The organism is Bradyrhizobium genosp. SA-3, from assembly GCF_004212635.1.
GTDB lineage: Bacteria > Pseudomonadota > Alphaproteobacteria > Rhizobiales > Xanthobacteraceae > Bradyrhizobium.
This window is the reverse complement of record NZ_PSRT01000003.1, coordinates 1-24082: the sequence shown is the minus strand read 5'-3', so window position 1 is coordinate 24082 and position 24082 is coordinate 1. Positions and strand designations below refer to the sequence as shown.

Below are 24082 nucleotides of genomic sequence, written 5' to 3'. Positions count from 1 at the left end.
ATGCTCGTTCATTGACAGATGGTTTCTAGTGCGCGCTCGAAGATGTCAGGCGCAACCTCGAAATCGAATGGACTGGGCCCAAACGCTCCCTGCGGGCGCGTTCCCTTGCTGTCCCCCACGATGTAAGAATAGTCCGCGCAGGCAGACGTTGCGATCGTGTAGTAGTAGGGATGCACGTGGTCTGACGGGATCAACTCCAGGACTTTCGTTCCAGGCGAGCAGAATACGAGATTGGTCAGCCCCGCACCATGTGCGCCAACGACAATCGAGCATTCTGAGAAAAACGCCGCTTCATCCTCAACGTCATCAAAGTCGTAGATCTGGAAGCCGAACTTTTTCAATGCAGGCATCAGCTCTTCTTCGTTGGCGACCTTCCTTTGTCCTTTGCGCGGAACGTATACGCGCCTGTCGTGACGAAGCGGCGACTTGGCTACCTGCAAGCGGAAGAACTCCGTAAGCCATGGCGCATAATTCCGTCGCAAGCCTGGAAACGAAGTGCCGATCACGAGATCGGCCTGGATATCCTCCTGGCCTGCCCACACGCACTTGTGCATTGGAATTCCAAGCCGGCGAACGAGCTTGGCTGCCGTTTCGGACCCAGGCTTGGGCAAATAGACATAATCGACATCATCGAGCGAGAGGCCACTTTTCTGAAATAGCGCCAAGCGTCCCAGGCAATCGAGCAGGAAGTGCCCATAGTTTCCTCCGGCGAAATCACTCGCCAGAGAGAGACAGGTGCCGCTTAGCGGCAGCGGCGTGCCGTAGGCAATTGATCGCGGATGGCGCGAGAACGACGATCCGTACCAGGTGCTCTCGTAGAGCAGCGATCCATCCTCCGTCACGAGCCAGCCGTCGGGACCGAGGATGCGGGCCTTGTCCAGGCGGAGAATGCCCATCTCTGGCATTCTGTTGTCAACGCTTTCACCGAAACCTGCGTCGCGGCTGCCGAATCGAACCGGCGCCTTCCGCGCCAGTACCTCTTCCTCGACGGCAGTCAGCCAAGTATGCGGATGTTCACTTCGCCACGCGCGATGATCACAAAGCCGGCTCGGGCTGCCGCGCAATGCACCACGGAGGATTTGCCTGACGGCGCGAACCTTTGAGTTCATGGATGACTACCATTGCAAGAGACACTGACCGTGACAGGCAAGCGCGCATGACGGCCCACCTGCCACAGCCAAAGCAAAATTCAGACCGGCCGTACCGATCGCAATCAGCGGTACTCGGCTTGATCCAGATCACACGGAGTTGTGCGCACGCTGGATGCACCCCTCCGATCAGCGTCGCACATGCAGCGACAATAGACGGCAAGATCTGGTTTTTTTTGGTTGGATCACCGTGGTCTCGCAAGCAACGGGGACTTCTTTGGGGCCGACCTCGCCCGCGACTTCAGCCGTCAGTTTGCTGCCCAGCAGATAGTTCCCTTCGCGCGGCACGGCGGGCAGCGCGAATTCGATCACGCTGACGCCATCTTCCCCTTCCTTGCGAGAGACCTGTTGCAGCGGCTTCTTTGCCGATGCGACCATGGCGCCGGTTGTTGCATCGAAGACGTACGCATGAAGCGTTCGATTTGTCGGATAGTCTTCCGGAATCTTGATGGGAATTTCGATCTTGAGCGGATCGGTTGTGCTCAGTGACAATACCCCCGCATTCGGCTTCTTATCCGCTACCACATTCGTAACATTGAGGAATGTCGGCTTGGGCATGTCGTTGAGCGCTGCCGTGTATCCAAAATCATTGGGATCCGGTGTCACGTCGCTCGGACCGCATTTTCGGCTTCCCCGCTCGGACGACGTGAACTGGCAGACGCGAACGTAGTCGATCTTGAACGTCTGCGGGAAAGCCGCATCATCGACCCCGTGCCGGCCGGCCCAGGCTGCTCCGCCGACGGCGTAATTGAGATCAATGTGCGCCGGCGGCCCCAGTTGGCCGTCCTTCCTGAGCCACTGGTACACGCGCGTGTAGATGAGACGGCCGTCCCAGAAGAACGAAATGCGGTCAGGAGCCCAAACGAAGCCGGCAATATGCCAGTCCTTGTTCAGATCCTCCTTGCCGACCATGTCCTGAAACCTGAGCACGAACGAGTTGTCTACATACGTGTAGGACTGCGGCGTCCACTTATCTTTACTCATGGCATTCGAGTGCAGCATGTTCGGCTTGTCTTCCACGCCATTGATGACGTACTCGAAAATGTCGATCTCCGGCGGATGCCAGAACTTTCCATCGATGTCGTAATCGGCTTCGAGCCAGAATGCCGGCCACGATCCCCGCGCATTCGGAAGAAAGACCCGCGCTTCATAGTAGCCATAGTAGAATGTCTGATGGCTACGGATCATCGCGGAATCGAACGTGTCCGCCCCCTCATTCTTTTTTGCAGTCAGATTCAGGGCACCTTCGGACACCACGTGGTTGTCGCGGTAGTGCTGCTTTTCATCGTTGAAACGATCCATCGTTTCGTTGTTGTAAATGTATCGGGTAGCCCATTTGGTTCGATCAAGCTTGTCGCCGTTGAACTCGTCCGAAAAAACCAGTTCCCAGCCAGCGCACCAGGCCGGCGCTGCGGATCCGAGTGCAACGACTATCGAGGCGACACAAAGGACTTGCCTGCGCACGGCTGCGATCATCAACGAGATCCTTTCGGTTCGGCTGTTAGCCCGGCTGGGAAACGCTCTGCCGGCCCAATGCGCAAAGACGATGGCAATAGTGACGCGCCACGTCGTAAGCCGGCACAATCAAGCGCACGGCTGCGGCATTTTCCCGAATAGACAGTCAACTTGCGATCGTTTTGGGGCGGTGACTTGTCGAACAATCAAGAACATTTGACTGTTCCCCGATCAGGTTCCCTCCTTGAGTGCCGTCGAGTGCTTGATTGATCGGCCGGACTGGCGGTTTCGCTTCCGAGGCCCTGTCGAGCCGTTTTCGAATTTGTCCCGTCGCCTTCACTTCAAGGAAGCGATGGCTGATCGTTGCAACGATAAGCGACGGCGGAAGCGAAACCAGGAGGAAAAACAGTTGCGATCCGCTCCCCAATGCATCGACCATGCCCGTCCGATACATGATCAGCTTGATCCCGGCCATGACGATCGGCGGCCAGAGATAAAAACTGAAGCTGATCGTTCCAAGCCACTGCATCACCTGCCAACGCAGCATTCTTCCGATCAGACCGTTTCCTCGGGACATGCCAAGCAGGAAAATAGTCCCGAAGACGCCACCAAGAACAATAAATGGAAAAGCAGAGATCCAGTCATGGAATGACAAATATGCCGGCGTGACAAAGCCAACGTAGTCTGTTGCGCTGGCCAGCTCGAGGCCTCTCCAGACAGTCAGGAACAGCACGAAGAAGATCGCCGGGTACTTCGCCAGCAACAAGGTCGACGATAGGTACTTCTCCGCAATGAGCACGCCACCAATCATCAGGAGCGCGCGGGGATAGTACACGACCAACATCAGCGAACTGACGGCTAATGCCAGCGCCAGCGGCCGACTGACGCCGCTGATCAGGAAAACGACGGCACATACTCCATAGAACAGGAATTCGTATCCGAGCGACCACGCGGCGGGATTGATCTGGATGATGTCAATAAATGGAGGCGGCGCCAATAGATTTGCACCAACCAGCAGCAGACTTGGACCCTTCCCTGAAAGCCAGCCAAAAATCGCAATCGCGATCACGGTCGCCCAGAGCACAGGAAGAATCCTCGCATAGCGATCAAGAATAAAGGTCAAGACCGAGGATGCGCGATACATGCTTGGCAGAATGACAATTCCACTGATGCCGAAGAAGAACTCGACACCGAATTTTCCGGTCTGCAGCGCTTCTCCCAACAGCCCCCTGGCAAACAGATCGAACGTCGGGAGGCCGGAATGAACGACGTGATAGACGAATACCATGAGGCAAAACAAACCTCTGGCACCATGAACGTAAGGGTTAAATCTTGCGCTCGTGTCGTGTTCCATGTGGGAAGTCACTACAGGCTCAAGTATAGAGGGTGAACAGCCTCACGAGCGAGACCAAGATCGACCGCGATCGTTGCCCTGCGCTCAGACGTACCCACCAATCGAGGCGCCAAGAAGCAGTAATCGACGAGTCCTAACATGGTGAGCCTCGACACATTCCCAGCCAGAACCTCGTCTAACAAGCGCGCTGCAGTAGCGTCAAGCGACGAGACCAACAGCGTCATTTTCGCGCATATCGCCTTCATTCTGTGCATTTGCATGCAGCGCTTCGGACTCCTCATCGGAACCGGACAGATCTTCTTTTCGCTGTTCGGATTCTTCGCGCTCGTCGCGTGGGGATGGTGGGTTGGTCTGGTGAGCATTCGCGGGCCGCAGACTCTTGCATTCGGACTCGTCGTCGTTTGGTTTCTCTTCAGCGCGGTCGCCGCAGCCGAATCTCCCGATCGCGGTGTCGAGACCAGTGCGGCATCACTTGCGATGGTTCTTGTCACGAATTCGATCTTCCTGTTCGGACCCTCGACGAGATTCTCGAACGAGGCGGTCCTTCCCGTCTTCCTGTTCTATGTTCGCCTGTGCGCCGTTCTGGCAATCGTCCAGATCGTTCTTCAATTCGGCGGAATACGCATCTTCTCGTTCAAGGATGCAATCCCGGCGCTCGATCCGGTCCTCGTCGAGTCCGCCTACAATCAAAATGCGGTGGAATTTTATGGGTCTTTGAATCGACGCGCGAACGGGTTTTTCCCGATGGAGCCGGGAGCGCTATCCCAATTGCTCGCCATAGGTGTGATCGTCGATGTGTTCATTTTGCGGCGACTTGCCTATCTTCCGTTGTACGCCATCTCGTACGTGCTCACTCGGTCCGGATCGGGCCTCCTGGTGCTCGTCGTGTCCCTCGGTGCCTATCCCCTGATTGCTCCGCTCAAATCACTGCGGGTTATCGCCATCGGGGCGGCCGTTGCCTTGGTGATCGGCACAACGTACCTCGTTGCACCGGAACCTTTTGATCCCATTGTTAGTAGGCTTGATGAATTCAGTTCAACCAAGTCGAGCGGCTATGCTCGCTACGTCGCACAACTACAGACCTGGGACTATCTCTTTCAGACCGACAGAGTGCTTATCGGCTCCGGGCCCGGCGGGTTGGAACGGTCGCCCGCCTACTTTGGCGGCAGCGGAAATCCCGTTCTCAAGCTCGTCGCGGATTACGGAATTATCGGGCTACTGATTTTCCTGTTCTATCTCATCCTCTCGATATTCAGGAAAGACAACTCGATGCTCGCATTGACAATGCTGGCCTGCTATCAGCTCGGCGGCGGCAACCTCGCCATGGCCCCATTCCTGATCATGATGGCAATGCTGTGCGTATGGTCGCAGCCGCTAGGCGCCGGCCTGAGGTCGATCCGTCCCAAAGCTGCCGTCTGACCGAAGCGTCCCAGCCCTGCCTTGATCATCGAATGATGCGGAACCGACCGAGCAAAGCGCGCAACCATTTCGGCCGCTGGGCGGGCACGTAGCGCAAACTCACCAGGGCACGACGGAAGTACTGCGGACTGATCAGGATGCAGAAGATCCAAGCCAGCAGCGATATGCGCTGCGATCTTGAGAAACCTTGCGGCGACGCAGCCGCTCCAAGCGCATCGACAGCGATGCTCAACGAGCTATCCGCTGCGATTGGATGAAGGTCCGGCCGCAGCTTGAACGACGCTATCCGCAAACAAAGAAATATCAAATTGCGCTTGAGTGCATCGGGCGCAACCGGCAGCTTCTCCGTGCGCGCGATCTCGGAAAAGAACTTGTACCGCCTCCGCGTGAGGTCGATCTCTCTCGCAAAGCGGGTATCGTCGAGTTGAAGGAAAGCCCCGTGATTGAGGCCGTGCACGCGATAGTCTGCCAACGGCTTGGTGATCGTTACGATCTCGCCACATGCAGGAGCGGCCGCCAAAAGATAACTGTCCGGAGCCCGATCAACGAAGTCGGACTCAAAGCCGAAGACACGCTCGACAAACCATTTCGGGTAGGCATTTCCCGACCCGGGCGGCGTCGGATAAGCGCCGGTGGTTGCCATCCACTTCCGGACGTCCTCCGAGGACGGACAGGAGAAGTACTGCGGCAGGACATTTCCGGTCGGCTGCCCGTCGGCATCGATCACGCGCATCTGAAACTGATATTTGCTCGCGGCTTTGGACCAGACGGATACGATCTCCGTCATGACATCAGGACGCAAGGCGTCGTCCGAGTCGAGAAATATGATGATATCGCCGGACGACCTGCGAAAGCCATTCACACAGGACATCATCTGCCCGGCGTTCGCCTGGCTGATGATTGTGACTTCGTCTGCAAATTCGTTGATGACGTCGAGTGAATGGTCCGTCGACCCGTCATCGACGACGATCACTTCGACGTTTGGCCATCGTATGTCCAGCGCGCTGCGGATCGCGGATCCCACGTAAGCTGCGTAATTGTGGTTCGGAATGACGACCGAGAGGCGCGGCAGGGTCGCCAGTTCGACTTCTGGCAACACAGCGTGCCCTGGTATCTCCTTCAACATTCGCCGCTCAGAATACTCGCGTTGTAAGTACGTCGCATGACCCCGACAGAACGTCACAGTCGACGGACGTCAGACACCCAATCCAGGAAGGTGCAGCCTCTAGCACGTGTTTTCAAGCGCAAGGAAGAGGCAAGATTCCTCCTGCAATCCCGGGAACCATTTTACGTGTCATTCTGTTGCCGCAACTGCAACTCTATCCTGCCGCCGACAATCGCGGCTTCGTTTCGAGAGCTGGCCCCAACCATCATGGATGTGCAGAGCAGTGAAGATGCATGATAACCGATCTAGGCGCTCAGACGGTTATGCGGCGATATGTGTAGCTATCGCTTCATCGCTCCTCGCAACGACGGCCGATGCTCAAATTTCCGGCTTCGGTCGCACATCTCCTCCGATGTATGGCGGCTCCGGCATTTCCACTCGGCCTTCGAGTTCGATTCGACCGATGGAAGGTACTTTCGCTCCAAATCACACGACAGCGGACGGAAAGCTTTGCATATCGGTCAATCCGTTGACGCACCCCCAAGCCAACAATCCCAAGATCATCGAGCAGATTGTGCTGGTTCAAAACATTTGCGGTCAATCGATCAGGGTTCGGGTTTGCTACGCGGGAAGTTCCGACTGCATTGTCGTTCCGCTCGCAGGCTACCAGAAGCTGCAGAGACTACTGGGGATTGCGGCCGGATCAACGAACTTTCAATTTGAGTATCGCGAGCTCTATTGAGTCGTTGATTCAGACGAACACCCCTGGTTGAACGCTCACAAGAAATGTGCGCGTTGCCGCTTGAACCAACGCCACCGCATTCGGGATCGCCAAGATGGAACTGATGTTTCCGCGTTCACACGCGCTGCCTGTAACGATCTTGTTATCGCCGCATCAAAAACGCACGACTAACCAATTGCTGCCCCGATTTGCTCGCTTCATTGATATCCAGCAGCGAAAACGCTCGCGGTCGCGAGCGGGCGTACTGCGCGTCAAGCGATCTTGGTCTGTGCGGGCACAACTCTTGCAACGGCGGGGCGTGCAGTTCTTCAATGCGCGTGCTCGATCGTCAGCAAGCCTTGACCGAACTTCGTCGCAGTTGATTCAGCACCTTCACTCACGTTGACCCTCGCGCACATGTCCCATCCCACCCAGGCTATTGTATTCGGAGGCGCAGGCTTCATCGGTACACATCTGATGACGCGAATGCTCGCTTCCGGCCGCTACGACCGTATCGTCTCAGTGGATATCGGGAAGCCCAGGGCGTACGTCGAAGGCGTCGAGTATGTCCATCATGATGTCCGTGAGCCAATCGACCCGAAGCTCGGTGGCGGGGTGCCTGCCGACATCTTCAACCTGGCTGCGGTCCATGTCACCCCGGGTCATCCGGACGGCGACTATTATTATACAAACGTGCTAGGTGCGGTGCACGTCTGCCGATTTGCGAGAGACACTGGCAGCCGGAATGTCATCTTTACCAGTTCGATATCGGTCTACGGTCCGACGGAAACCCCACTTACCGAAGATGCGACGCCAGTCCCGGTCAGTGCTTATGGACGTTCCAAACTCTCGGCCGAAGCAATCCATCGTCTATGGCAGTCGGAGGACCCGGACAGGCGGCTTACCATCGTGCGCCCCGCCGTCATCTATGGGCGCTACGAGCGAGGCAATTTCACGCGATTGTCGAGGCTTCTCGAAAGGCGGGCCTTCATCTATCCCGGCCGCACCGACACCATCAAGTCGTGCGGCTACGTGAAGGACCTGGTCTCGTCGATGCTCTTCATGGCGTCTCGCAACGACAGTCTGTCGATCTACAACTTCTGCTATGAGCACCGTTACACCATCAGCGAGATTTGCTCCGCCTTCTCTCAAGCTGCCGAATACCCCAAGCCGACGATAACGATTCCGGTATGGCTAATGAATCTCGCCGTGCTTCCATTCGAGGTGCTGCAGGCTGTCGGCATCAAGACCGGCATCAATCGTGACCGGATCAAGAAGTTGTGGTTTTCTACGAACATTCTGCCGAAGCATCTGATCGCAAGCGGGTTCAAATTCGACTACGATCTGGCAAGCTCGCTTGTGGATTGGAATCGGGAATCCTCCATCAAGGATTTTGATTGAGGTCCCGTTGCTTGATCTTTCGAGTGCCCGATCGATCGGGGATTCACCGTGGAACTGCGAAGCCGACCCCCGCCACCATAGTGGATGCTCCGAAACCGGACTCGTTCGCGTTCCGCCGTCACGTGCTCAGTCGCAACCGCGAGACCGGATTCGCCTTGCCTGTGGCAGTTGCAAGATCCTCATGCTTGTCCGTCACACTCAGGTCGATATTGCATTGCAGAATTCGAGTCCGGTCGGACCCTGTCCACCGGCTCGGCACGTGAGATTCGTGGAACCCTGCCCAATTCGTGGGCGACCCATGATCTTCTCAGGCGGCGTAATTCGTCTCGATCTTGAAAGTCGCTTTTTTGGCAGAGTTGACGGAGGGAGATGGGCATTGTGACGATTTTGCGGCGAGCAGCACCGACAAAGGGCCGGCAGCGTTGCCGAAACTTCTCTGACCAACAACGTGTCGAACGATCTGGCTAGGTATTTCGCCGAGAGCCTCGATGGCACTGGTCAACTCTCGAGCGCTGCGACGTCGACCACCACATCCGACGTGTCGAATTCTTACCAGCAGGAACTTCTACGTGACACTTTAACGTTCACGAGTTCAGCCGCGGCACGGCCAGCCTGATGCCGCATTCACAGAGATTTAAGTAGGCGGGCCGGATGCTTCAAAAGATCACATCTCGCGAGATTGAAACCACCGCACCGGAGGCTCCATCGCTGGAGCAGACCATCTCCTCTGCGCTTGCGCTGGTGAGCCGCCAGTATCCAGTGATGATTTTCACGCTGCTCCTGTGCATCTGTCTTGCCGGCGTTTACGTGTTCACGGCGCCGAAGCGATATACCGGAACGGCCATCCTGATGATCGACAGCCGCAAGATGCAGGGCCTGCAGACGCAAGCGCCTGCGAGCGGCGCAGACAACCCGATCGACTCGGCGATGGTCGACAGTCAGGTCGAACTTCTCAAGTCCGAAGCGATCGCCTCCAAAGTCATCAAGGACCTGAAACTTGCGGAGTCGGCAGACTTCATGAGCGACGGTGGCGGATTGCTCAGCAGCATCAGTAGCGCGATTACCGGAATATTCTCCGAGTCGACCCCGCCCACGGAAGAGCAAATACTGCGCGCGGCACTCGCTCGCTTTGCGAGCGGCCTCAGCATCAAGCGCGTCGGCGTGAGCTATGTTATCGAGATCTCCTTTCAGGCATTGTCGCAGGACCTGGCAGCACGGATCGCCAACGCGGTCGCCGACGGCTATATCGTGGACTCGTTGGAATCGAAATATCAGGCCTCGAGACGGGCGGCGGTCTGGCTGCAGGACCGATTGAAGGAATTGCGGTCGCAGGCGTCTTCCGCTGAACGCACCGTCGCGGATTTCAAGGCCAAGAACAACATCGTCGACGCCGGCGGGCGACTGCTCACCGAGCAGCAACTCGCTGAAATCAATACTTCGCTGACGGCTGCGCGTAGCCAGCGTGCGGAGGCACAAGCTAAGCTCGAACGCATCACCGCGATATTGAATGCGGACACCGACGATTCCAAGGTCATTCTGAATGAACTGGCGACTGTGAGCGAGACGATGGCCAACCCGGTCATCACCAAATTACGCCAGACCTATCTCGAGTACGCGGCCAAGCAGGCCGATTGGTCGAACCGGTATGGATCGACACATCTGGCGGTTGTCAATTTACGCAACCAGATGCGAGAAATCCGACGCTCGATCATTGACGAACTGCGACGCACGGCCGAGGTCTACAAGAGTGACCTTGAAATTGCCAAGGCGCGCGAGGAGTCCAGCCAGAAGAGCTTGAACGATACGATCGCGGTCTCGAATAATACCAGCCAGGCCCAAATCATCCTGAGAGATCTGGAAAGCAACGCTCAGAGCGCTCGCGCATTATCGGACAACTTCCTGCAACTGTACATGGTCTCGGTTCAGCAGCAGTCGTTTCCCGTTACCGAAGCGAGGGTGATCAGTCAGGCCGCGTCGACTCTTCCCAACAAGACGTCGCCAAGAACGACACTCATCCTGCTTGCGGCGATTGTGGGTGGGTCGATTCTCGCAGCTCTCGTCGCAATCCTGCTTGATATGATGGATCGCGTCTTCCGTACCGTTTCGCAGGTCGAGCAGTTCGTGGATACCCGCTGTCTCGCTTCGATTCCGGTCATAGAGCAGGGTGCCATCAAAGCGAATTCCGCTCAATCGGGCAAAGCGGCTTGGCGATTCGGCAAACGCGACAAGCCCAAACCGCAGCAGGCATCACCGAGTCACGGGGCATCCGGCACGACGTTGCCACTCCACGGGTCCGCGCCCGCGTTCGGCCACCAACAGTCGCATCGCGACCGTCTGCTTTCAACCGAGGAGAGCGTCGGGCGGCACGTGATCAATGCCCCGTTTTCACGCTTCGCGGAGGGATTTCGGTCGATCAAGCTCGCCAGCGATTTCGCAAATTTCGGTGCAGGGTCCAACAAGGTCCTGGGGATTACCTCCGCTCTTCCGAACGAGGGAAAGTCAACCGTCAGCGAAGCGCTGGCGCAGACCTTGGCGCAAAGCGGCTGCCGTACGCTGCTGATCGATGGCGACATCCGCAACCCCAGCCTCACCGCAAGGCTTACTCCGGCTGCGCAGGACGGCTTGATCCATGTCGTCATCGGCCAAGCCGACTGGAGGGACGTGGTCTGGATCGACCCGCAGACGAATCTACATTTTCTTCCTTGTGCTATCACATCCCGCTTCTCGAATTCGAGCGACCTGCTGGCCTCGCAACAGATGGACGATCTGTTCCAGCAACTACGGCAGCACTTTGATCGCATCGTTCTCGATCTTAGCCCGCTGGCGCCGGTCGTCGACGTTCGGGCGACCAGGGGGCTGGCTGATTCCTATATCCTTGTCATCGAATGGGCGAAGTCGAAAATCGATATCGTCGAGCGCGTGCTAGGCGAAACGCCGGTTGTGCGCGAGCGGATGCTCGGTGCGGTTCTTAACAAGGTGAACGTGTCGGTGATGAGCCGCTACGATACGTACGGCGCAGCCTACTATCGCAATCGATACTACAAGAGGTATGGTTACGTCGATTGACGTCAGATGCTTGATCCGGAGCGGTGGGCAGCACTACAGGGCCCTTGGATACAACATGAATGATTTGGCGCTAGCGCTTGTTAGGTCGGCGCTTCTGATGGTGCGCTCAGTTCTGCTCGGTGCTGGTCTCTTGGTGACGACGGCTCCTGGTCGAGCCGAGCCGGTGCGTCCGGGCATTCTGAACTGCGGGTCTGGCATCAGCGCCGAGCAGCGTCGACGTTGCGACGAAGAGGCGTTCAAGCAGATCGAGTCCGGCAGCCAATCGACACAGCTTGAGAGCGGATGGCGACTAGTTAAGAGCAAAAATCCAGACGGCGGCGCCGATGCCATTTCAGTGATGCATGTCGTCGATAGTGCCAAGTCGGATACGCGCCTTGCTGGTCTGAGCCTGCAATGCGGGAAGAGTAGCATCGAAATTGTACTCATTGTACTCGAGCCACTGTCCCGCTCGGCGCGACCGAACGTAGCCCTCATAGCAGGAGAGAAGCGCGCAGAGTTCCAGGCATCTGTGATCCAGGGCGGCGTGGCGCTCCTACTACCCGCCGACGCCTCGAAGCTTGCTGCCAGCGACTGGCAGACCGCAAACGAGCTTGCGGTTGAAATTGGGACCACACCGAGCGCGATCCGCGGCGCGGTGCCGATGGCTGGACTGGCGACGGCTCTCCGTTACTTGTCGCAGTACTGCTATGCTCGATAGTTTAGCCGGTCACGGAACTGAGGGCGAGTCCGGCAAATCGACTGCATGTGACCAGTTGGCAGGCCGCGTGTGATGATGCTTTATAGTGGCAACTATCCGGCCATCCATCACCGAGACGACGGTGGCCTCGCATGCTCGGCTATGCGACACGTATCAATGTCCCACTTGTGCAATGCTGCACTCCATTCCCGCTTCCACGTCTCACGGTTCTCCGATTGCTCATCGCTTCCTGGCTTTTGATCACATTGCTGGCCGCGACTCCGATCTTGGCCATCACAAGCGGGTCCTTCGCACAGCATGTGATTTCACTTGCTACTGCGTTAATGATGGCAATGGCAACAAGAGGTCCGGAGGCGCAAATCGCGTCGGCCGCGCAGTTGCTGAAGCAATTTCTCCTCATATTCTTGCTTCCGGTTGTCTGGATGGCGTTGCAAATCCTTCCGATGTCTTCGCTTGCGAACCCGATCTGGTCAGCGACTTCGATCGCATTGAATCAGCCATCGCTGCCGGGCCGCATCAGCGTTGATACGGGCGCGACGTTGCAAAGCCTGTTCCTCTATCTGGTCGATGTGTCGCTCCTGGTGTCGACCGTCATCATCGCCAAGGATCGCCGTATGGCCGAAACGATCCTGTTCGTATTGAGCGCAGTGACGACCCTCATGTCAGTCGAGGTCCTACTCGGCCGGCTCGATTTATTCGCCGGAATCATTCCCCAATCCGGCGCAGCTACGAGCCTGTTTCCGGCAGCAGCCGCTCTTGCGATATTAACAAATGGCGCGCTCGTCGCCCGGGCACTCGAACGCCACCTGCACCAGCAGAACATCCACAATCTGGCCTCGCTCCAACTGTGGGTCGGCGTTTTCTGCGGCCTGTTAGGAATTGCCGTAGCATTCGCCGCACTTGCGACCCTCGAACAACACACATTGGTGGCGGTTACTGGCTGCGGATTGATGGTCCTCGTGTTCATAGCCGCTGTCCGGCGCTTGGGATTTCGGTTTTGGCCTTCGGCGCTATTGTTCTTGGTCCTTGCAGCGATCGCCAGCGCGATGGCTGTGCCGCACTCTCCATCCGGAGGCTTGGGCCTCCTTGGATTCGTCAGCCTCCCCCCGGAAGCAGTTGCGCCGTCAAAGCACCTGCTCTCTGATGCACCGACGTGGGGCAATGGTCTCGGAACCTTTAGGCTGACTTCGAGAGCCTATCAGGAGTTCGGCGCTGCGCTGGCAGATCCTCCTTCCACCGCGGTCTTAATGGCTGTCGAGGCGGGAAGATTGGCGAGCGCCATCCTGGTAGCCTTCGCCGCCCAGTTCTTCCTCGTTAGCTTTCGCGGCGCCGTTCGGCGAGGACGTGATTCCTTTTTCGCGGCCGCCGCGGCCGCCGGCGTTGTCGTTGTACTCTGCGAGAGCTTTCTTGACTCAAGTATCTCAAACCCCACGATTCAAGCGATCGTGGCGGTGATGGTCGGAGTTGGACTTGCACAATCAGTGGGACGGACCAGTGGCGCCAACCACTCGGCGGCATCCGCGCGACCGTAACGTTGGGCATCGAGAATGAGTTCATCGAGCAGATTTCGCATTCTTCTGATGGCGTCGGCCTTGACGGTCGGATCCTATGCGATCGTGTCGGCCGTAGCGGAGGTGACGGCGCTGGGGCGGATAACATTTCCCGCAGATGCGGCCGAGATTGGGGCACGGTGGACTGGAGACGCGCCCTCATTGTTGGGAACGCGCTCGCCGTTTGGATCAGAGCTGGAGAGCAATTATGCATTGATCGCCGCGCTACAGACAATCGAGTCCGGTCAGCAAAGGGCCACGATCCTGCGATCGATAGCGCCCGACGCTCTCGGCCGGGTCAGGCGGACGCTGTCGATCTCTCCCTACAAACCTGAACTATGGCTGGCACTGGCTCTGCTTCAAGTCCAGCGCGACCCGTACGATCCGATCGTGGTCGAGGCCCTGAAGATGGCGTATTTTGTCGCACCAAACGACGCGCGATTGATGCCGGTGCGGATCGACATGGCGGCCCGCTTCGACGCACTCGCCCTTCCCGATGTCAAGGACCTCGTACGCAATGACGTTCGGCTCATCCTGATACGCCGACCTGGGTCGAGATCGGCACTCGTGTCCGCTTATCGGCGGGCATCAAAACTGGGCAAGGCTTTCCTTGAGGATGCCGTTGAATCGATCGACCCGTCCTTCCTGGCGACACTGCGCGGTTGAATCCGGACAGGACACTCCTGATGAAGTGCGGGGAGCTGTCGGCACCAAAACACGAGGCGCGAACTTCGCCCGGAACAAGCACTCGCTTCGGTGCACTCGCCCGAACCCAGCCTCACCGGTCGATCTGGGGTGATGCCGGGGTTGACCACTTCGCTCATAGGTTACAGATCTTCGATCGTTCAGGAAAATGGTTATGATTGGCGCGCTGCCGCGCGTTTTCTTTTCACGATCAATTCTCTTGCGCAATACGGGGGCGGTTGCCGCCGCCGGCGAACTCACCTAACGCTCGCGCGATCCATAGGTCCAGCGCCAACCGTAGTGGTACGGAATCCACAAACGACGGTCATTGTCGTAGCCGATGTTTGCGCGGATTGATGAAGGCGGGCGTGAGGTGATCGAGATAGAGTATCTCCGGGAACTCGTCGGCTGAAAGGAGCCGGCTTACAATGCAACAGCGCTGTGCACCCTTTCCTTCTGAGGTTCCGGCGGTTAATTTGACCCCATACTCTTGCATTTCGGTGGGACTGGATGACGGTACTTGCCATATTAAGCATCTGGCTACTGCTCAACGTTTTATTCGTGCTCATCGTGGTTCCTCCCCGCGGGTCGCGATCGCGGCTCAACAGGTCAGGAACAATCCTTGCGCCCATCCCGATCGAAAAGCATCAAGACCAGCTCGATCACAACGAACAATTCTCCCTTCGCCACGCTCTCGGATCATTCGCAACGGGAGTCTTTTTCGTCCTGATGCCCCGGCTGATCGCAATACGGAAGGCCATCGTGCGGCTGTGGAACAGGGCGCGTAGGCATAAGACCTAAAGCTTGGTGATTGGCGCGACGGCTGATTCAAGGGCTCCAAAAGGAGCTCTCGCCTCAATCCGCATCTAGCTCAGCGCCTATGAGTCCGCGCCGCGCCGTCAATGACGCCTGCGCTGACCTAGTACGCCTCCTGGGAAATGACGGTAGCCGCCGTGCGCGCCATGATTTTCAGGTCGAGCCAAATGCTCCAATTCCTTACATACCAAACGTCATATTCGACCCGCTTTTCCATCAGGTCGATGGTCGGCGTTTCGCCCCGGAAACCATTAACCTGAGCCCAGCCCGTGAGGCCCGGCTTCATGTGGTGGCGGTATACGTAATTGCTGATGATCTCGTCATAATAGTTGTCGTGGGCAAGCGCATGTGGGCGTGGTCCGACCAACGACATGTCGCCGCGCAGCACGTTCCAAAGCTGGGGCAATTCGTCAATGCTGGTCATGCGGAGGAAGCGGCCAATCCTCGTGACGCGCGCGTCCCTCTTGGTTGCCTGAGCAATCGAATGACCATTCTCGCACACGTACATGCTGCGAAATTTCCAGATGTCAAACGGCTTGCCGTTGAAGCCGCGGCGCGACTGTCGAAAGATCACGCTCCCGGGCGAATCCAGCTTGATCAGAATGGAGACGGTGATCAGCACCGGCGCCAGGGCCACTAGCGAAAACAACGCCAGACCGACGTCGAGGCAGCGCTTCTGGAGACGTTCAAACACGCTGAGCGGCGGTCGCTGAATCTCGATTGCCACCGTGCCGCTGACCGGCAAAAACGGACGCGATACCAGATCTGCGATCGAATTATCCGGCAACAGACGGATCGGCTGTGGTACGGCGCGCAGGTGCAGTTCGAGTTGCTGCAACAACGGCAGCTCGTTCCAGTCAACCGCCAACAGGTACTCCTCGACATCTGCTGCACGGGATTGGAGAATGACATCGCGGATTTGCCTCTCCCAGCCGTTCCCACGGCTGTTAGCGGGAAGCACGAAATGGCGAACCACGTCGAATCCGTTCTTGCGCAGGTCCTTGAAACGGCTCGAGGTGAAATCAAGCGGCTTCAGGCTGAGCAGGGCAACCTTGCGATCGACCAATCGGCCCTTGGCAAAGCTCGTGCCGAGCGCCCACTGCCACGCAAAGCGCAGGCTGAGCAACCCAACGCCGCCAACGCCGGTGAAGATAAGGAACGTGCCGCGGGACAAATTGTCCGACGATTTCAATAGAAACGCTGCGACAGCAAGGATTGTCAGTGACACCAGCCAGATGATCACCGCTTTGCGCAATTGCCAGACCAGACTGAGCAAACGGTGCGTTGCATACACACCTTGAAAATATGCGATCGCAACGAACACTGCGCTGACGATCAGTCCGGCGCCGATGGGCGCTCCGTCTCCAGATGACGGTGTAGCGAGGCTATACAGTTCCGACGCCACCGCGTAGCAGAGCAAGATCAGCAAAAGGTCGGCCGCGATGACGAGAAGCTGAAAAGGCCGCTGAAGAGCCGTGCCCCGTGCGGAGGACACCGCATAGGTGCTTTCAGAACCATAAGTTGCAACAACCATTCGATCCTCTACGTGTGGAGAGTGCCTGGCGGTCATTGTGATGCTGAAGATTTGCCGCTTCCCAGACGAAGGGTGTTAAGTGATCGCAGCGACATTGTGGCGCTGCATGCAAAACTTTTGCGATGCACTGATGTGTCGCGTCGAATGAGAATCCATAATTCGACGCGCTGAAAATCTCGTCACAGTGCTGACATATCCGCGACGCGCTGCCCTATTTTGAATCAAGTTCCACATCCAACACGATGCTTTAATGCTCGCGCGAGCGCGTCTTCGCTCATCTTTGAGGCGCCCGTCCTATTGCGAGGCAGCGAACAGTCATTTGTGGGAACTTCAATTTCTGATTACGAAGGCATCGTAGGATTTGCAGTGAGGCATGCATCTTTGCCGCGCTGCGCAGTTCAGCGATGCAATTTCCACGGACCGCCCTTCGCTCGACCCGTCGCAAACAGGTAGGCAAAAAGTTCCGCCCTTCTTTTGGCGTGATCAAGCCGGAGAACGACGAGGCTACCCTATTCACCGCACATTGTTCGCGTCAGATGGGGAGTTCTCAGGTGCCGGCGACTTGGGGAAATTTTCTCGACCACCTCATCGATTGTGCGCCATGATATCTTTCGCCCGACCACGTCGGCCAATCCACAAGCCGCACCTGCCGGAGGGAGTTCGCATCTATGCGATCTCGGATATCCACGGCTGTGCGCACTTGCTCCAGCCGATGTTGCGGGTGATCGACGCCGACGTGGCTCGCAGCCGCCCGCACTATGCGATCGAGGTCTTCATGGGCGATTACATCGATCGCGGCCCGGACACGCGCGCCACCCTCGACATCCTGGTCGAGCGTAGTCGCCGGGGCAATGCGGTCTTCCTCAAGGGTAATCACGAGGCATTTCTGGTAAGCGTGTTCGAAGACCCTTCACTGTTCGCGGACTGGATTGCCGTCGGGGGGACCCAGACATTGATGTCTTACGGGCTCGCCCCGCCGGACTTGAAGCGCGACGAGCCGACGTCGATCTTGCGCGATTTGATTCGCGCAATGCCGACTGAGCATCTGGAATTCCTGGACAATCTGCGGCTGAGCTTTACGTGCGGGGATTTCTTCTTTGTGCATGCGGGCGTTCGACCGGGCGTGGCGTTATCCGAACAGCAGGAGAACGATCTTTTGTGGATTCGCGAGGAGTTCCTGGAGAGCAAAAAGCATTTCGGCAAATATGTCGTGCACGGTCACACGCCGGTGCGGAACGCCGATGTGCGAAATAACCGCGCCAACATCGATACCGGCGCCTATGCGACCGGCAATCTCACCCTGATGAGCATCCAGGGAAGCCGCATGCTCGCGGTGTGACATAGTGGCAACCGCTTGCCATCTGCCAAAGCCCTTCCGCGACGAGGGTCAAATGGACCTCGGCGCCCAGAGGTGAAGCGATTTGCCTAATTGAGGACTTGCCTAATTGAGCAAGCAGGGCTTCTGCGGCCGGGCACGCGTTTCGGCCATCCAATCGTTCCAGGCTCGCTCATGCTTGACGTAGAGCTCCAGCCAACGCGCGCCATGCTCGTTCTGCTGTAGACGACCCTCTTGGTCAGGCAAACCAGCGCGCGATCGCGCATCCGGATTGTCCAGCGTTTCGAACTCGACCGTCTCCGAAATCGTCAGGCCGACGAGAACACGCTGTCCCGCACCATCCACGATGTATCGCCGCGGAGCGTCCTTCTTGGGTTCACTCATCTCACCATGCCCCCATTCGTTTCAGTGAGAACCCCAAATGCCCGCCGGCGAGCCGGACGGTGCCTAAAAGGCTCGTCGGGCATGACCGAATGTTGAGGTGGGAGTCGAGGTCTCACCGGAGCTTGCAGCCCTTCGCTGGACGCGCCAAGCACGCAGCGCATATCCCAAGATGAGGCCAGCGCCAAAAATGGAAGCGGAGACAAATGCAGAAGCCATGGAGAGTCGTCCCGGATAGTCCGGGGACACATCAAGACCGAGCAGTGTGTCGACATCATGATTCTCGATGACTCCCGGCGCCGAAAGATTGTTCATGCCTTGACTTCTTGTGTGCATGCAATGCGATGCCGTGTCCGATCGTCCTCCCCACCTCTCATTTCGGTCGGCAACGGTCACTCCCTATATAAAGATGCTTTTGCGACCTTGCGGGCCCGAGCCTTTGATCGTCGAGCAGGATTGCTTCGCGCAGACCCCGCCTCCCGCAATGGGGAATTTCGGGCTGATCGGTCGGCCGATGCCCTTGCAACCGTCCGGGAGCCGTCGCATTATTTCGCATCGCATTTAGAAGGGATTCAATCCAATGAACTTCCGCGTGCTTATTGCATCCATTGCCCTGTCTGCTCTTGGCCTCACCTTGACCGCATCCGTGGCGCCAGCCGCCGAGCTCGCGCTTGGTCCGGCGCATCATCGGGCGGCTTCCGTCCAAGGCGGACTTGTGCTGTGGGATGATGTCTACCCGCCCGCGATCTATGGTCCCCAGCTTCGCCCGGTCGAGGAAGTCGCGGCCATGAAGGCGCAGGCACGGCCCGTGTCCCAGCGCTGGTGGGGATACTGGTACGTCCGGTAAATTCGAGAGCGCTTGGCTGAGGCCGAGCCAGACTGGACTAACGACCGCTGCCACACCGGGGCAACCGGATGGCGGCGGTCTTTGTTTTGAGGCGCGCCGCATACGTCCGGCGGCTGCGGGGCCATAGGGCCCCGAAGCCGACGCCTTTTCCAAAGCCTAAGTGATGAGGAAGCTGCCATTGTGCAGCGTGCCAGTGGCGTTTTGCAGGCTAACGTCCATATCACTGGCGCCGTCGCCATCGATATCGATCTGGAGATAGTCGTTGCCAGGCCCAAAACTCTGCAAATGGGCCGAAGCCTGGTTGGCGCCGAGGAGCGCCGCACTATCCACATACTCGATGTGACCGCCGGCGATGCTGATGCCTGAGAAGGTAAAGCTATCGTTGGCTGCATCGAAATTGTGAATGGTATCGGCAGCACCGGCGGCGGAATCTGCGATGCTGGCGAAACGGAAACTGTCGTGGCCCGCGCTGGCGAAGATTTCATCCGCGCCCGCGCCGGCAGTGATCGTCGTGTTGCCGGACGTACTGCCGATGGTGATCCTGTCGAAATTCGCGCCAGCATTGATGTTTTCGACGTTGCTTACCGTGACGTCGTAGACGTTCGCGTTGAAGTTCAAGGTGTCAGTGCCGTCGCCGAGATCGATCACGTTCGCCGGACTGCCATTCAACGTCAGGGTATCGTTCGACGAGCTCCCGTTGAGCAAATTCACGTTCCAGAGGTTGTCGAACGAATTGCTGCCTGCGGCGAGGTTCAGCACGTTGGCTGTACCCTCCCCGAGATTGACCGTGACGCCGGATACGGTGTTCAGGAGCGTGACCGTGTCGTTCGATGGGTTGAGATTGCCGGTGAAATCACTGCCGTTGAGGTTTTCGACGCCAACGATGCTGAGCGAATTCACGCCATTGGCGAGAGAAACCAGATCGCTTCCACCTCCCATGTCGATCGCGATGCCGTCGACATTGTCCGTCAAGCTCAAGGAATTATCGCCTGCATTGCCGTTGATGTGCTCGACACCGACCGCGGCAAATGCAGCGAAGTTTCCGTTGAGGACGATCGCGTCCTCGCCATTGCCGAGGTCGATCGCGACCCCGTTCACAGCAGAGATCGCGCCGGTCACACTCAGAGTGTCATCACCTCCGGTTCCATTGACGTGATTGACATCGAAGATATTCACGAACGAGTTCGCGCCGGCGGCGAGATTCATCGTGTTGTCGCCGTTGCCGAGGCTGATCTCCAGGCCAGTGACCGTCGTCGACAAGTTGAGCACGTCATTGACGCCAGGCGTCGCACCGAAATCGGATCCGGCGATGCCCTCGACATCCACGAGGCTCAGCGTGTTGGTACCGCCCACGAGGCTGAGATGGTCATTGCCGGCACCGAGGTTTACGACCAATCCATCAGCGTTGTTCGTCAGGTTGACGAATTCGTCGCTATTGCTGCCGACCAGGTTCTCGACGCCGGCAAGATTGAGCGTGTAACCGTTGCCGAAGACGCTGCCGTTGAGCAAGACAGTATCTGCTACCCCGCCCCCCAGATTGATCTGATGGCCGAAGATGTTGCTCCCGATACGGAGATAATCGTCACCGGCCGTTCCGATGACGGGCGCACTGCCGGAGATCTGCTGCTGCGTCGAGAGATCAATCGGACTGCCCGAAGCACCCGATGACAGCAGCACGATGGCGTCGCTGAACTGTAGCACTTCGACATTGGTCAGGCTGTCGGTGCCGTCACGGCCCGCCGTATTGTCTTGAACCACAATCGGTCCAGGCGTCGTGACGGTGTACTGCGACTGCGTCCCGGTGAAGATCACCATGTCGGTGCCGGCGCCGCCGTCGATCGTGTCGTTGCCGCCCTGGCCGGTGATGCCGTCATTGCCGCCGCCGGCACTGATCGTGTCGGCGCCGCCACCGCCGACGAAGTACTCGTCATTTGAGCTGCCGACCAACGTGTCGGCCAGATTGGAGCCCTGGACGCTGTTGACGCCACCCGTGATGACGTCGGCGCCTGCGGCCCCGCTCACCGCTCCGGTCGAGAGATCGACCGAAACGCCTCCGCTCGCCTGAGAATAAGAGACGCGCGTATTGCCGTTGCCGGTGATGGTATCGTTGCCGAGGAGGCCTTCGAACAAATTGAAGGTACCGAACAATCCGACGAATGTCGCCGCATTGTAAGTGTCGGCCTGGTTGCTGCCGGTCGCACTGTTGACACCCGTGTAGGTATCGGCGCCGATCGAGCTGCCGCCGGTTGCAGTTCCCGCCTGCAGGTTGATCGTCACGGCATCGGTCGCGCTGGCGTAGATGATGCGGGTGCTGCCGTTTCCGGTGATGGTGTCGTTGCCGGCCAAGCCTTCAAACTGGTTGAAATTGCCGTTATTGCCGACGTTGTTGACGGCGGCATTCTGGAAGCCAATCGCACCAAAATTCGTCGCCGTGAAGACGTCGTTGAAAGTGGTGCCCTGGGCGCCCTCGATCGCGCGGAACGTGTCATTGCCGATCGAACTGTCACCGGTCGCAGTGCCGGCCGTGAAGTCGATGGTAACCGGGCCGGTTGAGAAGTAGATATTGTTGTAACTGATGATGTCGAAGCCGCCGCGACCATTGATGGAGTCGTCACCGGCAAGGCCAGTGAACGTCTCGGTAGCTGCGGTGTTGTTGCTTCCATAAATGACATCGTTGAACATCGAGGCCATCACGGCATTGACGCCGCTGAAGGTGTCGCTGCCGGTGGATGCGTCACCACTCGCCGTGCCCGCCAGCAGGTCGACCGTCACGAGACCGGTCGCATTGGTGAACGCGATACGCGTGTTGCCGTTACCGGTGATGCTGTCGTTGCCGCCCATGCCGATGAATTCGTTGAAGGTCCCGTTCGAGCCGGCATTCGTGCTGCCTGCACCGAAGCCGGTGGCATTGAAGACGTCCGCGTCGTTCGAGCCGCGCACGGATTCGATCGATCGAAGCGTGTCGGTGCCGACCGTCGCGGCATCGCCCGTCACGGTTCCCGCAGCGAGCTGAACGTTGATGCCGCCCACGGCTGCCGGATCGAGCGCGTAGTCCGCCCGGTCGAAACCGGCCCGGCCATCGATGGAGTCGTTTCCGGCGCGACCTTCGAAGGTCTCCACGGTCCCCGGTCCATTGGCGCTGCCCAGCAGCTGGTCGGCAAATCCGGAGCCGACGATGCCGGCAAAGCCCGAGCCCACCAGGGTATCGGTCCCGACCGAACTATCTCCCGTCGCCGAATGCGCGGCCAGATCCACTGTCACGCTACCCGTTGCGTTGGCGTAAGAGATGCGCGTCAGCAGCGCACCCAGGCTGTTGGTGGCCCCCGTGATATTGTCGTCGCCGCCGCGACCCTCGAATTCGTTGAAGCCGAGATTCGTGCCGGCAATGCCGGTGTTGCCCGCAAAGCCGGTCGCGTTGAACGTGTCGGCAAAGCTGCTGCCGACGATGCCCTCGACGTTCACGAGCGTGTCAGTTCCGACACCCGGACCTGTCACCGAGCCTGCCGCGAGACTTGCGGTAATGCCGCCCGTCGCATCGGTATAGTCGGCGCGGTCGAAGCCGAGGCCGCCGTCAAGCAAATCATTGCCATCGAGGCCTTTCAGGCGATCGTTGCCGCCGAGGCCACTCAGGCTGTCGGCATAGGCCGTGCCGGTCAGCGTGTTTGCATTGCCGTCACCAGTGAGGTTGACGCCTTGCCCCAGGATGAAATCGGCCGCCGTGAGGTTCGAGAGCGTCACGTTCGAAAGCGTCAGGCTGTCGCCATTGCCGAAGTCGATGACCGTGTTCGGCCCAACCTGAGTGGCACGCGCCTGAACCTGCGCAAAGCTGGAGACGCCCGCGACGCCCGTGAGGTCGATCTTGTCGGTCTGCGCCTGCAAAAAGTCGCCGATGGTGTCCGCGCCACTGCCGGTGGCATAGGCAAAGGTATCGGCGCCGAGACCGCCACCGAGGAAATCGTTGCCGGCACCGCCGTTGATCAGGTCGTTGCCGTTGTTACCGAACAACTGGTCGCCACTGGCCGAGCCGGTGATCGTGTCGTTGAAGTTCGAGCCCGCGACGTTGGTCACCCCTCCGGTGATGGTGTCGTGGCCCACCGAGCCGTCGCCGTCCGCGGTACCGCCAGCGAGATTGACGGTCACACCCGACGTGGCGCTGCCGTACTGGATCTGGGTGGAGCCGTTGCCGGTGATGGCATCGTTGCCGGAGCCGCCCTGGAAGAAGTTGCCCCCGACGAAGCCGGCCGCGTTGAACGTATCGTTGCCGCTGCCGCCGACCGCACTGTCGACGCCTGTGAAGCTGTCATGGCCGGTTGAGGCATCGCCATTGGCCGTGCCTGCCGCGAGGTTGATGGTCACGCCGGACGTCGCATTCCCGAATAGGATCTGCGTGTTGCCATTGCCGATGATGGTATCGTCGCCGCCCTGGCCCTGGAACGCGTTGAACCCGGCGAATCCCGTCGCGTCGAAGCTGTCGGCAAGATTGCTGCCGGTTGCGCTGTTGACACCCGTAAAGCTGTCATGCCCGACCGAGGCATCGCCGCTGGCGATTCCGGCCTGAAGGTTGATGG

At 58.4% G+C, this 24082-nt stretch carries 17 protein-coding genes; 9 read left to right on the top strand and 8 right to left on the bottom strand.

Annotated elements, in window-relative coordinates; translation table 11 throughout:
- Positions 1-8: 8 nt before the first annotated feature.
- The 3 genes from CWO91_RS01285 to CWO91_RS01275 all read right to left on the bottom strand — a co-directional run bounded on the left by CWO91_RS01285 (position 9) and on the right by CWO91_RS01275 (position 3957).
- Positions 9-1109 carry a glycosyltransferase family 61 protein gene (locus CWO91_RS01285; protein WP_130211915.1) on the bottom strand — a complete coding sequence of 367 codons (1101 nt, stop codon included), beginning with the start codon at positions 1107-1109 and terminating at the stop codon, positions 9-11.
- A 168-nt stretch (positions 1110-1277) separates the two neighbouring features.
- Positions 1278-2624 carry a glycoside hydrolase family 16 protein gene (locus CWO91_RS01280; protein ID WP_130211914.1) on the bottom strand — a complete coding sequence of 449 codons (1347 nt, stop codon included), beginning with the start codon at positions 2622-2624 and terminating at the stop codon, positions 1278-1280.
- 145 nt (positions 2625-2769) lie between these two features.
- Positions 2770-3957: an acyltransferase family protein gene (locus CWO91_RS01275; RefSeq protein ID WP_130211913.1), complete on the bottom strand. Its 1188-nt coding sequence runs from the start codon at positions 3955-3957 to the stop codon at positions 2770-2772.
- 138 nt (positions 3958-4095) lie between these two features.
- Between CWO91_RS01275 and CWO91_RS01270 the strand changes: the two genes are divergently transcribed.
- A complete protein-coding gene (locus tag CWO91_RS01270; protein ID WP_130211912.1) occupies positions 4096-5376 on the top strand; it encodes a hypothetical protein in 1281 nt (426 codons plus the stop codon).
- Between the two features lie 25 nt (positions 5377-5401).
- On the opposite strand, the gene CWO91_RS01265 is transcribed toward CWO91_RS01270, so the two are convergent.
- Positions 5402-6502 carry a glycosyltransferase family 2 protein gene (locus CWO91_RS01265; RefSeq protein ID WP_130211911.1) on the bottom strand — a complete coding sequence of 367 codons (1101 nt, stop codon included), beginning with the start codon at positions 6500-6502 and terminating at the stop codon, positions 5402-5404.
- 442 nt (positions 6503-6944) lie between these two features.
- Here CWO91_RS01265 and CWO91_RS01260 point away from each other — a divergent pair, with 442 nt between their 5' ends.
- The 6 genes from CWO91_RS01260 (at position 6945) to CWO91_RS01235 (ending at position 14582) form a co-directional block, all read left to right on the top strand.
- A complete protein-coding gene (locus CWO91_RS01260; RefSeq protein ID WP_128935719.1) occupies positions 6945-7223 on the top strand; it encodes a hypothetical protein in 279 nt (92 codons plus the stop codon).
- Between the two features lie 396 nt (positions 7224-7619).
- Positions 7620-8603: an NAD-dependent epimerase/dehydratase family protein gene (locus CWO91_RS01255; protein ID WP_091894140.1), complete on the top strand. Its 984-nt coding sequence runs from the start codon at positions 7620-7622 to the stop codon at positions 8601-8603.
- A 651-nt stretch (positions 8604-9254) separates the two neighbouring features.
- The gene (locus CWO91_RS01250; protein WP_130211910.1) at positions 9255-11669 is read left to right on the top strand and encodes a polysaccharide biosynthesis tyrosine autokinase; all 2415 of its coding nucleotides are present in this window, start codon (positions 9255-9257) and stop codon (positions 11667-11669) included.
- A gap of 55 nt (positions 11670-11724) precedes the next feature.
- Positions 11725-12366, top strand: coding sequence for a hypothetical protein (locus CWO91_RS01245; protein WP_130211909.1), 642 nt, complete (start codon positions 11725-11727; stop codon positions 12364-12366).
- 131 nt (positions 12367-12497) lie between these two features.
- A complete protein-coding gene (locus CWO91_RS01240; protein ID WP_130211908.1) occupies positions 12498-13898 on the top strand; it encodes a hypothetical protein in 1401 nt (466 codons plus the stop codon).
- 15 nt (positions 13899-13913) lie between these two features.
- Positions 13914-14582, top strand: a complete 669-nt coding sequence (locus CWO91_RS01235) for a hypothetical protein (protein WP_130211907.1) — start codon at positions 13914-13916, stop codon at positions 14580-14582.
- 937 nt (positions 14583-15519) lie between these two features.
- Here CWO91_RS01235 and CWO91_RS01225 read toward each other — a convergent pair.
- Positions 15520-16950, bottom strand: a complete 1431-nt coding sequence (locus tag CWO91_RS01225) for an undecaprenyl-phosphate glucose phosphotransferase (protein ID WP_130211905.1) — start codon at positions 16948-16950, stop codon at positions 15520-15522.
- Positions 16951-17551: 601 nt separating this feature from the next.
- Here CWO91_RS01225 and CWO91_RS01220 point away from each other — a divergent pair.
- Positions 17552-18289, top strand: a complete 738-nt coding sequence (locus CWO91_RS01220; protein ID WP_130211983.1) for a metallophosphoesterase family protein — start codon at positions 17552-17554, stop codon at positions 18287-18289.
- Between the two features lie 102 nt (positions 18290-18391).
- Here CWO91_RS01220 and CWO91_RS01215 read toward each other — a convergent pair whose 3' ends face one another.
- Positions 18392-18670, bottom strand: a complete 279-nt coding sequence (locus CWO91_RS01215) for a hypothetical protein (RefSeq protein ID WP_130211904.1) — start codon at positions 18668-18670, stop codon at positions 18392-18394.
- Between the two features lie 63 nt (positions 18671-18733).
- On the bottom strand, positions 18734-18982 hold the full coding sequence (locus CWO91_RS01210; RefSeq protein ID WP_130211903.1) for a hypothetical protein: 249 nt from the start codon (positions 18980-18982) through the stop codon (positions 18734-18736).
- Positions 18983-19247: 265 nt separating this feature from the next.
- Here CWO91_RS01210 and CWO91_RS01205 point away from each other — a divergent pair, with 265 nt between their 5' ends.
- Positions 19248-19514 carry a hypothetical protein gene (locus CWO91_RS01205; RefSeq protein ID WP_130211902.1) on the top strand — a complete coding sequence of 89 codons (267 nt, stop codon included), beginning with the start codon at positions 19248-19250 and terminating at the stop codon, positions 19512-19514.
- A 156-nt stretch (positions 19515-19670) separates the two neighbouring features.
- Here the strand turns inward: CWO91_RS01205 and CWO91_RS42620 are convergent.
- The coding region (locus tag CWO91_RS42620; protein WP_208752963.1) for a beta strand repeat-containing protein at positions 19671-24082 on the bottom strand (4412 nt) is incomplete at its 5' end.

What these genes read in the sequence shown, in the direction of transcription:
- CWO91_RS01285 (WP_130211915.1), bottom strand. Translation starts at nt 1,109, where the DNA reads ATGAACTCAAAGGTTCGCGCCGTCAGGCAAATCCTCCGTGGTGCATTG.
- CWO91_RS01280 (WP_130211914.1), bottom strand. Translation starts at nt 2,624, where the DNA reads ATGATCGCAGCCGTGCGCAGGCAAGTCCTTTGTGTCGCCTCGATAGTC.
- CWO91_RS01275 (WP_130211913.1), bottom strand. Translation starts at nt 3,957, where the DNA reads ATGGAACACGACACGAGCGCAAGATTTAACCCTTACGTTCATGGTGCC.
- CWO91_RS01270 (WP_130211912.1), top strand. Translation starts at nt 4,096, where the DNA reads ATGGTGAGCCTCGACACATTCCCAGCCAGAACCTCGTCTAACAAGCGC.
- CWO91_RS01265 (WP_130211911.1), bottom strand. Translation starts at nt 6,502, where the DNA reads ATGTTGAAGGAGATACCAGGGCACGCTGTGTTGCCAGAAGTCGAACTG.
- CWO91_RS01260 (WP_128935719.1), top strand. Translation starts at nt 6,945, where the DNA reads ATGGAAGGTACTTTCGCTCCAAATCACACGACAGCGGACGGAAAGCTT.
- CWO91_RS01255 (WP_091894140.1), top strand. Translation starts at nt 7,620, where the DNA reads ATGTCCCATCCCACCCAGGCTATTGTATTCGGAGGCGCAGGCTTCATC.
- CWO91_RS01250 (WP_130211910.1), top strand. Translation starts at nt 9,255, where the DNA reads ATGCTTCAAAAGATCACATCTCGCGAGATTGAAACCACCGCACCGGAG.
- CWO91_RS01245 (WP_130211909.1), top strand. Translation starts at nt 11,725, where the DNA reads ATGAATGATTTGGCGCTAGCGCTTGTTAGGTCGGCGCTTCTGATGGTG.
- CWO91_RS01240 (WP_130211908.1), top strand. Translation starts at nt 12,498, where the DNA reads ATGCTCGGCTATGCGACACGTATCAATGTCCCACTTGTGCAATGCTGC.
- CWO91_RS01235 (WP_130211907.1), top strand. Translation starts at nt 13,914, where the DNA reads ATGAGTTCATCGAGCAGATTTCGCATTCTTCTGATGGCGTCGGCCTTG.
- CWO91_RS01225 (WP_130211905.1), bottom strand. Translation starts at nt 16,950, where the DNA reads ATGGTTGTTGCAACTTATGGTTCTGAAAGCACCTATGCGGTGTCCTCC.
- CWO91_RS01220 (WP_130211983.1), top strand. Translation starts at nt 17,552, where the DNA reads ATGATATCTTTCGCCCGACCACGTCGGCCAATCCACAAGCCGCACCTG.
- CWO91_RS01215 (WP_130211904.1), bottom strand. Translation starts at nt 18,670, where the DNA reads ATGAGTGAACCCAAGAAGGACGCTCCGCGGCGATACATCGTGGATGGT.
- CWO91_RS01210 (WP_130211903.1), bottom strand. Translation starts at nt 18,982, where the DNA reads ATGAACAATCTTTCGGCGCCGGGAGTCATCGAGAATCATGATGTCGAC.
- CWO91_RS01205 (WP_130211902.1), top strand. Translation starts at nt 19,248, where the DNA reads ATGAACTTCCGCGTGCTTATTGCATCCATTGCCCTGTCTGCTCTTGGC.